Annotated in this window: 9 protein-coding genes; 2 read left to right on the top strand and 7 right to left on the bottom strand. The window is 51.7% G+C overall.

All coding sequences use genetic code 11. From position 1 onward, the window contains the following. Positions 1-44 precede the first annotated feature (44 nt). The 6 genes from Q7J08_RS07170 to Q7J08_RS07150 all read right to left on the bottom strand — a co-directional run bounded on the left by Q7J08_RS07170 (position 45) and on the right by Q7J08_RS07150 (position 5130). Positions 45-971, bottom strand: coding sequence for a hypothetical protein (locus tag Q7J08_RS07170; protein ID WP_304911007.1), 927 nt, complete (start codon positions 969-971; stop codon positions 45-47). Next, positions 958-1989, bottom strand: a complete 1032-nt coding sequence (locus Q7J08_RS07165) for a YhcG family protein (RefSeq protein WP_304911006.1) — start codon at positions 1987-1989, stop codon at positions 958-960. The genes Q7J08_RS07170 and Q7J08_RS07165 overlap by 14 nt, the downstream gene beginning before the upstream one ends. After that, positions 1986-2297, bottom strand: coding sequence for a hypothetical protein (locus Q7J08_RS07160; protein ID WP_304911005.1), 312 nt, complete (start codon positions 2295-2297; stop codon positions 1986-1988). The genes Q7J08_RS07165 and Q7J08_RS07160 overlap by 4 nt, the downstream gene beginning before the upstream one ends. Positions 2298-3390: 1093 nt before the next feature. Further along, the gene (locus tag Q7J08_RS09460; protein WP_370651240.1) at positions 3391-3654 is read right to left on the bottom strand and encodes a type II toxin-antitoxin system RelE/ParE family toxin; all 264 of its coding nucleotides are present in this window, start codon (positions 3652-3654) and stop codon (positions 3391-3393) included. Further along, on the bottom strand, positions 3654-3911 hold the full coding sequence (locus Q7J08_RS07155; RefSeq protein WP_304911004.1) for a hypothetical protein: 258 nt from the start codon (positions 3909-3911) through the stop codon (positions 3654-3656). The genes Q7J08_RS09460 and Q7J08_RS07155 overlap by 1 nt, the downstream gene beginning before the upstream one ends. A gap of 838 nt (positions 3912-4749) precedes the next feature. Continuing rightward, complete coding sequence (locus tag Q7J08_RS07150; RefSeq protein ID WP_304911003.1) at positions 4750-5130, bottom strand: hypothetical protein; 381 nt, start codon at positions 5128-5130, stop codon at positions 4750-4752. A 290-nt stretch (positions 5131-5420) separates the two neighbouring features. Between Q7J08_RS07150 and Q7J08_RS07145 the strand changes: the two genes are divergently transcribed. Next, complete coding sequence (locus tag Q7J08_RS07145) at positions 5421-8135, top strand: PD-(D/E)XK nuclease family protein (protein WP_304911002.1); 2715 nt, start codon at positions 5421-5423, stop codon at positions 8133-8135. Next, positions 8042-11296, top strand: a complete 3255-nt coding sequence (locus Q7J08_RS07140) for an exodeoxyribonuclease V subunit beta (RefSeq protein ID WP_304911001.1) — start codon at positions 8042-8044, stop codon at positions 11294-11296. Before Q7J08_RS07145 ends, Q7J08_RS07140 begins: the two co-directional genes overlap by 94 nt. A 548-nt stretch (positions 11297-11844) precedes the next feature. Here Q7J08_RS07140 and Q7J08_RS07135 read toward each other — a convergent pair. After that, positions 11845-12771 carry a hypothetical protein gene (locus Q7J08_RS07135; protein WP_304911000.1) on the bottom strand — a complete coding sequence of 309 codons (927 nt, stop codon included), beginning with the start codon at positions 12769-12771 and terminating at the stop codon, positions 11845-11847. Positions 12772-12866 lie beyond the last annotated feature (95 nt).

The following is a 12866-nucleotide window of genomic DNA, read 5'->3' as shown; positions in this document are numbered from 1 at the left end:
GAAAAGAAGAGGGCAGGGTGCGGAAGCATGAGATATCCCACCGCTCAATACCCCTCCCACCCGAACTCGCATCTCGGACGAACCTCCTCCAAACACGTCACATATCCCCGGGATGCCGCCGGCTTGCGTGCATGTTGACCCGACATCCCCCGAAGCTGCGTTTCCGGAACTACGCCCTTCGCCGCATAATACCCACCCATAAGATCGCTCAACATCTCCGCTGCCTGATACCTCGGCATATCCGGATCACGCAGAGCCACCGAGATCATCGCTCCTTCCCCATACCACTCCAGGGCATTTGGAACCAGGGTCCCGAAAAGATGCTGCCTCTCCGAAATATGCGTCACCTCCCCGTCCAGAATAACCTTGATCAAACCCGCATCCCCGTACCTGAACCGCTCTTCGCCAACCGGAAACGGCTCGCACCAGTCAAGCCCCATCCAGTCCCGATCCGCCGGCTCACCTTCGAGCCGCAAAACAGGAGAAGAAATATTTTTCCGCATCCCTGCGAGAACCAGATCCGGCTCCATCTCGATAAAATTACACAGCGGCGAGCGGCCGTTCTTCACCCGGTATTCCCAGAGAAGGGCGGCAAGATGTCCTCTTCGGAGCTTCGCCGCCGCCTTCTTCGTGTAACCTTCGTAGGAAGACGCCGAACAGGAATACTCAAACTCCACGCCGGCCGCATTCCGCATGGTCCACAAACACGCCGCCGGATTCTGCTTCATCAGCGGTGGACCTGCCTCGACGTACTCGTTCTGCCGATACTGGATAATCACGCCGAACGTATTGACCAGCGCCGAGTTCGCGAGCGTGAGGGATATGATCAGATCGGTATCTATCGGGCGGATCCGAATGAACCCGCCGCCTTTCGGCAGTTTCGACCGGCGGGGACGTGCGTTCTGGAATGCGGTCCATTCGGTCCACTCAAGATCCAGGGAGGGACGAAATACCCCCTCATCTTCGCTCATAACGCATCTCCTCCTCCCGCACGACCCACTCTGCCATGAGTTGTGCAAGCTCCTCCTCCTTTGGCAGACAAAGCATATACTTCGACGCAAAGATCTGCGATTCCCCCTCCGGAAGGGTATATCGGACAAGCGTCTCCGACTTATCCGCACACAAAACGATACCGATCGGCGGATCATCCCCCTCGTTCATCATATCCCGCGTATAATAATTCACATACATCTGCATCTGACCAAGATCCTGATGCGTCAGCTTCCCTGTTTTCAGATCGATCAGAACAAAACACTTCAGAATATAATTGTAAAACACCAGATCGATGTAGAAGTTCTCAGTGTCGAAACTGATACGCTTCTGCCGTGCCACAAACGAAAACCCTCTGCCAAGTTCCAAAAGAAACTTCTGCAGATTCGAAATAAGAGCCGACTCAAGATCCTTCTCATAAAAACCCGGTTCAGCCGGGAGACAAAGAAACTCCAGAACATACGGATCTTTTAGAATCTTCTCATACTCAGGCTTCGGTTCTGTCCGGCCGATCTCCTCTTTGATCCCGTCCTTATCCTTACTCACCAAAAGCCGTTCGTAAAAAAACGTCGTGATCTGCCGTTCCAGCTGGCGGGTGCTCCAGTTCGCCTTCACGCACTCATCCAGATAAAACGCCCGTGCCTTCTCATTCTCTACCCGCATCAAAAGCCGGTAATGCGTCCAGCTCAATTCGAGACGCAGTGCGTCTTGTTTTGGAAACATCACATAAAACTGGCGCATGTGACGCAGATTCGACACATCAAAGCCTTTTCCAAACTCCGCCGTGAGCCGTTTTGAAAGATACTTCAGCAGCCCCTCACCGTACTCGGCACGTTCCTTCCCGCCTGAGGCCTCTACCACCTGCCGGCCGATATCCCAGTACGCAAAGACCATCGCGGAATTCACTGCACGGGAAACCGATGAATGAGCTGCAAGGACGGTTCTCCGGACAGAATCATAGGTATCCGCAAGAACCTCCGTATCCGGCAGATCAATCATTTCTTCCCGGTATCATACGCCGCAAGTCCCTTGATCAAAAGTGCGTGATAATAATCATTACAGTCCATATCCGGATCATAATACACTTTATCCGTACGCCCCTTCTTATCTTTTTCACACGCAAGCCCCAGATCGAAAATTACCGAGAGCACTTCATCGATCGACAATCCTGTCTCACTGCTGATTGCATACAGCCGCTTCTTATGTTCCGTCGTTAGACGGAAATGCAGCACAGATGGTTTCTTTGTGAAAGGATTCAGAAGTCCCCGCATACCTAGTTTTTTCTTCAAATGAAATGGATTATCCATATTCCTATATTTTTATCCGCCGGTATTTATACCCCGAACCGCGCGGTGCGATAATGCCCCGAGACAGGGCGAAAATACCGCTCTCACTCAGAGAGATACGTTACGAAAAATGCAGAAAAATAGGCTGCGGGCGGGGGACATGGGCATGCCATCAGCTGAGGCGGGTTGGACGCTGAAAGCGGACGACCTTAGCTGAGGCGGGCTACCACGTAGGGGTAGCCTCAGCGGAGCAAGTCGATAGACTTGCGATCAAATCTTTGATTTGCGACCGGGCAGGGTGAATCGTCATGTCGATAGTGGGTCGGTAATGAAGCATCCAATCTTAGCGTGCAAAAATCGATTACTTTCCACTCGCAAATAGGCATTTCGATTCAATTTTGAGTCTTCGGTGATCGATTTTGATGGATTTTAACGAATTTTTTATGATTATTTTTGGTGGGTAAAAATGAAAATCGGCAGGATTCGACGTATTTTCATTTCTGAGAGGTCAGACTATATAAATAAAGACGTAGGCGCCTGGAAAAAACGATAACCCCCGACAGACTACCTACCCACGTAGTTAGTAATTTATATAGTAGTAATTTTCATTTTGGTTTTTCTCTCTCTCTCTCTCTCTCTCTCTTCTGTACTGTACATAAAATAATAATAATAATACCTCTAGGCGCCTAAATAAAAAGTGATTGATGAGAGATTTTGTTCCGCTGTAGCTACCTACGTAGGTAGGTAGTCTGCCCGGGGTTATCGTTTTTTTCAGGCGCCTGCGTTTTTATTTATATAGTCTTGGTGTTTTACCGGGTAAATCGGCAGGATTGAGCGTATTTTCAGTTTGAGGTGTGGTATTTACCAGTTGGATGAGGGGTGTTTTTGGAGTGGAAAAGGTGGTTTTCGTGTGGAACTATAGTATTACGAGATGAAGAGTGGTCTGTTTGGATGAAAAATAGATGGCCGGAAAATATGAGTGAAATAAAACTGCGGTCGCAAATCTATCGACTCACCCCCCACACTCGCAAATCAAAGATTTGCTCAGCTGAGGGCGAGCCTGACGGCTCACCCCGCCTCCGCTAAGGTCGTCCGCTTTCAGCGTCCGACCCGCTCACAATTCTTTATAGATGTCACGCCGGTTTCCAACATTCAGAACAAGGATCACGAGCTGCGCATTACTCAGCGTAAACAACACCCGGTATTCCCCCATGCGATGAGAAAAAATCGGCACGTCGCGTTCCCCTTTTAGCCGCTTCATATGTGCAGCGGGATCTTTCGCCAGATCATCAATACTGTCCAGAATACGTATTTGGACATCCCGCGGCAACTTTTTGATACTTTTCGCAGCCCTCTGTGTATACTGAACAGAATACATCAGAGGCCAAGCTCAGAACGCAGATCCTTCGCAGAAATCAGACGCCCTGCCTTCATATCATCAACTGCCTCTTCAAGCTGAGCGATCTCCGTTTCACTCAAAGGCTCCGCATCCTCTGCACAGCTGATCAGGCGGACAATAATATCTGCATAGGTCTCCCGCTGATGGATCTTCATTGCATTCAGCCGGACCTTCAGATCACTTGGAATAGAAATAGTTGACGTCCCCATATTGCATGACACCTCAGTGTTATACATAATATATCGTGACACCTGACGATAAATATTTGGGAGGCGGGGCGGAAGCGAAGCAGACGCCCTTAGCTGAGGCGGGCTGCCCCTAAGGGGCTGCCTCTGCTAAGGCGGGTTGGCGACGAAGTCGATGACCTCAGCCGAGCAAGTCGATAGACTTGCGAGCAAATCTTTGATTTGCAATCGGGGTGAAGAAATTCACCCTCAGTTTTCTTTTTTATTTAGAGTATTGTAATCCTATATGTTTGAACGGTGGGGAATAGTTGAGTTTGTGTGGGACATGTTTTGGGTTGGATGGATGATATGCGTATAATTAACTATTTTCAGTCCCATCATAGGTTATACGGGGAAAATAAGAGAGGGGATATGATTTTGATTGCTCCAATAAAATCTAATTTAATGCACTTAAAGGAGATTATTTGATATGTGAATTTAAATGAGGCTGTATTAAAAATAGGGGGTTAAACCCGTGCTGATACTCTCGTCGGTGGTCTAACGAGATTTTGCATAGTATCTCTTACATATCCCGGAGACTCCGTAACCATTGCATCATAATTAATTGTTGGTTTCTTTTTCCGCATGTTGCGATATATAACATAGAATAATACTGGAATCGACCAAACTATGAGAGTGGGTGAAACTTTTCCCTTGAAAATTAAGATAAAGTCTACACCTCCCAGTAACAGAAATACCAGTGTTCCCATGACTTGAAGTGCCTGTAGATTCCCCACATATCCAAATATTGTGGTAAGTACAATTGTCACTGTCAAACAAAGTGCGAATAATGTTATGAAATAGGCGGATAACATCACGTATGCTTTAATAGTATCTTTTAACAAAATGATTACACCTCCGTCTTTGTGGTTACAATATTAGTATCTTTGTCTTCAATCCCATTAAGGCTTCTGTCTTGTGACACTTTCTCTTTACTCTTAGCAAAAGCTTCTTTAAGGGTGGTCTTCGCCTCTTTGTACATGACTATAATACCTACTCCAGTAAATAATAGGAAAATCAACAAAGAACCAATGCTCGAAAAGAGATTAATCCCTACAAAACACCACTCATTATCAAATCCAAGAATTGCAGCGAGCCAAAGAAAACCTTTTGACGCGAGTAATATTGCCACAGCTCCAATAAAACTCGCAAATGTTGTAGAAATTATTATCATAACATAATACATATCATCAAAAAATTTCTCTTTTAAATTATCTCGACGCCACCCCATAATTACATAAATTGTTTTTAATACTAATAATCATAACGACTGACATAGAAATACCCCATATTTTAGCCCCCTTTACAATCAGTTCTCGCGATCTGAAGACCTAGAAAAAGTGGTGTAAATATGTTGGTTACGTGTGGGTAGATGAGAAATCCCTTCGCGAATATATTATAGTTCCAAAGAATACCTTACACGAAGTCAGAGTACGCCCAACAAAAAAGAGATACGTAATATAAGAAGCATCCCAAGACTTCAAACACATTATATAATTTCCACACCCAATGGAATCACATATGGACACCTTCTCCGCCATCCTCTCCGAATACACCACCCTCGCGAAAATCGACCCACTTCGCACCTGGATCCTCTTTGAAAATACCGATCTCGCAAACGCCGCCGTCAAAAAACTCCGGGACGAAGGAGCCATCCTCCCCGACCACATCACCACCATCAAAGGCCTTGCAAAAAGCATCCTCCGCTCCCTCTCCCCTGCCGCACGCATCATCGACCCCGAAGAACAACACCTCATCTTCGCTCGCAAAGGAGCAGACGTGCTCGGAAAAAAACGCATCACCGACACCCAGACCGAAAACCTCGTCAACCTCTTCATCACCCTCAAAACCAACAAACTCGTCCTGCCAACAGGCGAAGACAAATTCAACGACTTCCGGGAAATATTCCGGCAATATGAACAATTCTGTGAAGAAGAAAACTGCTGCGACTCCATCCTCGCCATCGAACGTGCCGCCAGGATCGCCGGAGAAATGGACATAGGCACCGTCCTCTGCTATGCATTATACAAACCCTCTCCCCTCGCAGGCGACCTCCTCCTCGCCCTCAAAGGCACCATCATAACCCGGCCGCCCGCAAACGAAAACCTCACCGTCCTCCCCGAACCGTGCAAAGGCGTCTATCAATACACCGACACCCGGACCGAACTTCGCTCCGTCCTCGAATCCATCGCCGCCCTCATCGAATCCGGCACGAGCCCAAAAGAGATCGCCCTCCTTGCACCCTCCCTCACCTCCGCTCTGCCTCTCCTCGACGAACTCGTCCCCGACTTCAGCATCCTCCGGGACGGAACACGGCACCCCCTCCGGTTCACCGCCGGCGAAGACATCCCCATCGAAAACCTCCCGCCTGTGCGCTGTGCCCTTGCCTGGCTCTCGGCATTCGCCTTCGACTGCAAAATAGAAGACCTCAAGATCATCATCGACAGCCCGTATTTTACCCTCAAAACCGACAGGCTCACCGCCGGCAAACTCGAAAAAGCCGGCATAATCACGAAAACCGAAAAAGGCAGAGCCGTCTGGCGGACCGTCGCCGAACAGGACGCCGCATTCCAGGCGAGTCTCGACCGGCTCCTTGACCGGCTGGACCAAAATTTCAAACCCGCCGCCGGTCTTGCTGAACACTGCACTGCTCTCAAAGCCGACCTCTCCTCCCTTGGATGGACGAGTATCCAGATGAAACCGCAGGACGAAGCCGCCCGTCACGCCTTCCTCCGCCTGCTCGACAAACTCGCCCTCACCTCTCTTGCGGAGAGGAGATACACCGTCCGCGAATTCTACGCCATGCTCTGCCGGTTCTGTGAAAAAACCACCAAGATCAGCTATAGAGAATCGGAAACCGCCTTCTTCGCGGGAGATCTCCGGTCCGTCGCCGGCACAAAGATCCCCTACGTCTTCATCACCGGCCTCTCATCCGACCGGCTCCCGAAAATCGAAGCAGCCATCCCTCTCCTGAACGCTCAGGAAACCGCCCGCATCCAGCCCGACCGGGTCCAGAACCTGCTCGATGCAAGCCGATACTACTTCCACGCCGCCGCCCTCACCGCGGAAAAACAGCTCATCCTTTCCTGCGCCGGCCACGACGGCGAAAAAAGTCTGACCCCGTCCCCGTACCTCACCCGCCTCGCCGAGCCGGAACCAAAAAGCTCCGGTTTCCTCGCTCATTCGACGACCGCAAACCAGACCCGGGCCGGCAAACTGCTCGCCGCCGGCAGAGAAAACGAGTGTGCCGGTCTTTTCGGCACCCCCTCCCTCGAGACCGCGGCAGAGATCATCGGGATCGAAACCGTGGACCGAACCGGAACGCCGGGCATCTACGACGCGAACTTTGCAGGCGATCCGCTCGCCGAAGCGTTCGCCGCCGCCTACACGAAAAAGACCGAGTTCGCGCCGACCGTGCTCGAACGATACCGGGAATGCCCCTTCAAATGGTACCTCACCGACCACCTCCGCCTGGAAAACCCCGCGGATTTCAGTGCGGAGCGGATCATTGTAGGGACCGTCATGCACAAAGCAATGGAGCGGTTCTTCTGTGAATACACACGCCCCCTCACCACGGAAAACGAGGAGGAAGCGACCGCCTTCCTCAAAACGATCGTCACAGAGGAGTTTTCCAACCGACGCATAACGACGCCTTCCTGGAGATCGATGCTGAACGGATACCTCGGCGAGGGCGGCCTTGAAAGCAGCTGCGAGGCGATCATCCAAATGGAAACCGGATTTTACGCCGCAGGATTTCGAACCAGCGCCGACTGGCTGGAGCAAAAAGTATCGGCAGATATCCCTGGGGATGAGCCGTTCACCATCTCCGGATGGGTCGACCGGGTGATGTTCAACGAACAGACCCGGGAGTTCGCGGTCATCGACTACAAGACCGGGAACGTAAAAAAATGGAAGGATCTCGAGGGAGGGACCGCGCTTCAGATCCCGCTCTATACCGAGGCCGTCCGTCAGATGACCGGGTGCAGCCCGCTGCCCGGGACCTATCTCAAAATAGCCCCGGACATGGTGAAGGACGAAAATCCCTACCTCGTCAGAGGGAAACAGCAGAAAAGCGTTGAGGAGGTCAAAGACGCGGCTTTCGGGTTCTGCCGCGAGACGCGGGAGAACATGAAAGCAGGAAAATGTGCCGTCGTTTCCACGGAAGACTGCCCGGACGCCTACTGTCAATACCGGCGGATCTGCCGGTTCGTTCCGTTCCGGGAGGAACAGGCATGACCGCCAAACTGACCGATGCCCAGAGAAGGGCACTCTTTATGGAGGAAAGTGTCTGCGTGACCGCAGGGGCCGGGACCGGAAAGACGTTCCTTTTGACCCAGCGGTATCTCGCCTCGCTCACCTACCGGCGGGAGACGATGCACACCGGGGCAGGCGACATCCTCGCCCTCACCTACACCGACAAGGCGGCGGCCGAGATGCGGACGAAGATCGGACGGGAACTCAGGAAAGCGGCGGTGGAGGATCCGGGTCTTGAAGAAGTGTGGGAGAGTTTTTCGCGGTGCAGCATCAGCACGTTCCATGGATTCTGCCTCTCGCTCCTGAAAGAGTTCGCCTACGAGGCAGGACTCGACGCGGGATTTTCCGTGATGGACGAACTCGACACCCACGAACTCGTGACCGGGACGATCCATGAGATGCTGGAGCATCCTCCCGCCGCACTCTTTGAGGATGTGGTCACCCTCTTCGATCATCTGCGGGAGACGACGATCGCCGAATACCTCAGGACCACGATCCGGATCTGGGAAGAAGCAAAGGACTGGTTTTCTGTGCTGGAAAAGGACCCCTCGGCCGTCGTCGCCGTCTGGCAGAAGGCATGGGATGACGAGATCACGGCATATCGCGATGATCTCGCAGATGACGAACTCGTGAGGGCCCTGATGAACGAACTGCGTGCCCTTTCCGACCGAAAAGGCGAGCTCTTCCAACAGGGACCGGCGGCTTTTGCGGCGTTCTCGGATGCAAACAAGCCGGCGGAGATGTATGCTGCCGGAAAGAGCCTTGCCGGTATAAACGCGAGCACCTACAAGGCCGTGCTCCCGGAAGGCAGCATGGCACGGTTCAAAGAAAAACGCGAGGTGTTCAAAGAGTATCCCGAGCGCCCGGACGGATCCGACCCGCGGACGCGGATAACCCTGAAAATACTCACGGCCCTCGGACGGGTCGCTTCCGCGGTGTATGAAAAAACGGTCCGGGAAAAACAGCAGAGAGGCGTGCTCGACTTCGACGACCTGATCAAAAAGACCCGTGATCTGATCAAAAATGACCGTATCCAAAGAACGCTGAACACCAGATACCGGTATATTCTCGTTGACGAGGTCCAGGACAATGATCCGATCCTCACTGAGATCATCCGGATCCTCTGCGGCGACCCGAAGGAAAACAACCGGCTGTTCATCGTCGGCGACGCAAAGCAGTCGATCTATCTTTTCAGAGGAGCGGATGTCTCCGGCTTCAACGCGTTCCAGACCGTTTTTGCGAAAAAGCCGGTGGAACTCGACACGAGTTTCCGGACCGTGCCCGAGATCATCCGGCTGGTCAATCATGTGTTCACGTCCGTGTTTGCGGACCCGAAAGAGATCTGGGAAGCAAGCTACGGAGAACTCACCGCCCACCGGGCTGAGCACTCAGGAACAGTGACTCTGATCCGGCTCGAAATGAGCGAGACCCAGGCGGAAACGATGCGAAAGGAGGCACGAACCCTCGCATCCTGGATCCATGATGCGGTCTCAACCGGAAAACTGACCGTCTACGATAAGGACGGAACCGGCCGGCCGGCGAAGTTCGGGGACATCGCGGTCCTCATCGAGGCACGGACCCACATGGACAAACTCCGGAACGCTCTGGAGAGATACGGGGTCCCATATACCGAGGAGAAGGGATTCAGTTTCTACGAAAAGCAGGAGGTGTTCGACTTCACGAATCTCTTGAAGGCGATCGTCTATCCCGAGGAGGACATCCCGCTCTACGGCGTTCTACGATCCCCCTACTTCGGGATCTCGGACGCGGAACTCTGCAAAGCCGCCGCCGGCAGCGGCTGGACGCTGATGTGGAGACTGCAGAAATACGCGGCCGCGAATCCCGATTCGAAGATCAAAAGAGCAGTCGAGAACCTTGCCCGCTGGCATGCGGAGATCCAGGAAGAGCCGCTTGTCCCGTTCCTTTCCCACCTGATCGCAGAGTCGGGGATCATGGCAGTTTACGGAGGGCTCCCGTTCGGGCGGGAAGCAACCGCCAATCTGGAGAAGCTGGTCGCGATCGCCCGATCACGCTCCATGAACCGGCCGTTTTCGGTGTATGAATATCTCCGTATCCTGGACACCTGCATGGACGAAGGGTTCGATGAGCGGGAAGGGACGGTCACGAGCGAAGAGGACGACCGGGTGAAAATTTTGACGGTGCATGCCTCGAAGGGGCTGGAGTATCCGATTCTCGCACTCTGTTTTGCCGGGACGGGGAACGGTCTGAAGGTTTCGGCGCCGGTGTTCGATACGGAACTCGGTGTCGGGATCCCGATAAAACTCCCGGGTGAGGAGGATGGAATGTCATTTGTGATCGAGTGCCTGAAGCCCGAGATGAAAGCAAAGCTGCTTGCCGAACGGAAACGGCTGTTTTACGTGGCGATGACACGGGCATGTGATCATCTGGTGATCTGCGGAACCGACGGGAAAAACGGACCGGCGGCGAACTCGTTTTTGGCGATGTATGATGAGGGGATCGGCGGCTGCCCGTATCAGCCGGAGCAGATCACCGATGTGATCGTGGAGCCGGGTGATCTCTGCCGTATTCGGCCGAAGACCCCGTCTGGGTGGACGGATACTCCTCTGCCGGCAAAGGAGGAGGAGGCCACGCAAAGCCTGACCGCGGCCGTGAAAAACCGTGCCCCGTCGGCGGCGGAAGAGGCCGCGATGCTTCGGGGAACGGCTCTTCACGAGGTGTTCGAGGGAAAGCCGGTCGATGCGGCGGTACAACGCTACGGACTCCCCCCCGTGGCGGCAGAAGAGTTTGCGGCGAAGTATGCGGCGTTTCTTGCGTCGCCGATTATGCAGAACGTAGTGCAAAGCATCTGCGAGCAGCAGGCGGCATATTCTTTTGAGGGAACGCCGCTGAACGGCGTGATCGACCGGCTCGTGGAGTATGCAGACGGGAGCTGGATGATCATCGATTACAAGACGGGGCGGCCATCAAAGAAAGAGATGGAGAGATACGAGATGCAGCTCGCGGTGTATTTCCTGTGGGCAAAACGTCTGTTCGGAACGGATCCAGGGGTGTGTCTGTATTTCGCTGATGCGGGAGAGATCCGGATGGTGGAGATGGATGAGGGGCGGGCGAAGCTGCTGGTGGAGAAGATAATTAGGGAGCGGGATGGGTTGAGTACATGAATACCCGTCCAAACTAAAATGACGCTTTCGTTTGGACGGATATTTTAGAATTCCAATAGGAGGTGTTGGTGGTGTGGAAACATGAGAAATAACCAACCGCGAATCGGCGCGAATCTCGCAAGCCTTTGGCTTGCTCTCAGAATCGGATTTGCTGACCCTCACTTGAACTCGCCGGGTCGATAGGACCCGCCGGTTCATCCCTCATCGGGAACGTTCGGGCAAATCCTGTCGGCGCCCCAGCGCCTCTCGTGAGAGAAATCTTCGGATAATCGTTTTTGGGAAGAGAGGGGAAGAAATTGTTATTGGGAGCCGCTGGGGCGGCGACAGGATTTGCCCAAACGCTCCCGATGAGGGGCGAGCAAGACAGCGAAGCTGTATTGCGAGAGTGAGGAACAGCAAATCCGATTCTGGAAGCCCGAAGGGCGGGATTCGCGCCGATTCGCGGTTGGTTATTTCTCATGTATCAAAAAATATCCCGTACACGAAATCAAATTACATCTTACATGTACGTCAACTTTTTGATTGAGAGCACACCGCGTAAGTCCTATTTAAAGTATGGTCGCCCTGATTCTTGCTTCTAGTTTTTTGGCAAAGTCGTCACTATCTACCCATAAGATGAGATTGTCGTGTTCAATATCAAAGTGAAGTTTATTCTCCCTGTTTCCACTCTCATCTATCTTATCAAACCATTCTTTTTTGCATGTTTTGATAACAGGCAGCCCGAGTCCTTTCGCATATCCTGCTTCATAGTAAACACCCAGATTATTTTCAGTAAAGTCAGCGACAACAAACCGGCTGGTTTTGATCCCGGAAATGATTTTATCCGGGATATCGTCGTTATGTTCTTCTTCATCAACGGTGAAAGCAGTAAACCCGCATTTTTGACAGGCGGGTTTGATGGCTGATTCTCTGAGGGCTTTGAGTTCATCAAAAAATTTCATGGCGATGAATACATTGGTGGAATTTCTGTTGGAGGTGAGAAGCGATTCTGCATACTGGAGACCTTTTATAGTCAGTATATTCCGCTCATCTAGATAGCCTAATCCCCGAAGGGCGTTAAACATCATCACGAGTTCTTGTTTGCTCCTTGCATAACCCATAGCGGGCATGAAACAATCTGCTTTTACCATAGTAAGAAATCCCTCGTTCCTTTTGTACAGATTCAGGATGATCTTATCAAGATACTGCATGGCTCTCTTCGGGATTAAAGGATCTGAGAGTATTTCTTGTATAGTCCCTTCATTAAGAACTAATCCCTCCGTTGCACCGCTCTTAACTAAGTCAACTATATGCATTTTTGTCTCATAGAGATATCCTGCAATAAGATGCTGAGTATTCTGAGGGAATGTCGGACATCCCTGGATTTTACTTATAGAATATGGACCACAAGAGGGGCAGTTAATATTTTTGTTAAAGCCGCTTTCAGTTACTTCACATTCGCTATTACAAATAGGACAGGACTCTTCTTCAGGCATGAATAATATACTGTTTTCTATATTCTAAATACTGTGCTGTAATTCAGTATCTTTTGAAAAAGTAGTTCCATAGCCAAAAAAGCGAGGCGGGGTGC

This window comes from Methanocorpusculum sp., from assembly GCF_030655665.1.
Lineage (GTDB): Archaea > Halobacteriota > Methanomicrobia > Methanomicrobiales > Methanocorpusculaceae > Methanocorpusculum.
This window is presented reverse-complemented; position numbering and strand designations above follow the sequence as displayed.

Coding starts and splice junctions, on each gene's coding strand:
- Q7J08_RS07170 (WP_304911007.1), bottom strand. CDS start 971: ATGAGCGAAGATGAGGGGGTATTTCGTCCCTCCCTGGATCTTGAGTGG.
- Q7J08_RS07165 (WP_304911006.1), bottom strand. CDS start 1,989: ATGATTGATCTGCCGGATACGGAGGTTCTTGCGGATACCTATGATTCT.
- Q7J08_RS07160 (WP_304911005.1), bottom strand. CDS start 2,297: ATGGATAATCCATTTCATTTGAAGAAAAAACTAGGTATGCGGGGACTT.
- Q7J08_RS09460 (WP_370651240.1), bottom strand. CDS start 3,654: ATGTATTCTGTTCAGTATACACAGAGGGCTGCGAAAAGTATCAAAAAG.
- Q7J08_RS07155 (WP_304911004.1), bottom strand. CDS start 3,911: ATGTATAACACTGAGGTGTCATGCAATATGGGGACGTCAACTATTTCT.
- Q7J08_RS07150 (WP_304911003.1), bottom strand. CDS start 5,130: ATGGGGTGGCGTCGAGATAATTTAAAAGAGAAATTTTTTGATGATATG.
- Q7J08_RS07145 (WP_304911002.1), top strand. CDS start 5,421: ATGGACACCTTCTCCGCCATCCTCTCCGAATACACCACCCTCGCGAAA.
- Q7J08_RS07140 (WP_304911001.1), top strand. CDS start 8,042: ATGTGCCGTCGTTTCCACGGAAGACTGCCCGGACGCCTACTGTCAATA.
- Q7J08_RS07135 (WP_304911000.1), bottom strand. CDS start 12,771: ATGCCTGAAGAAGAGTCCTGTCCTATTTGTAATAGCGAATGTGAAGTA.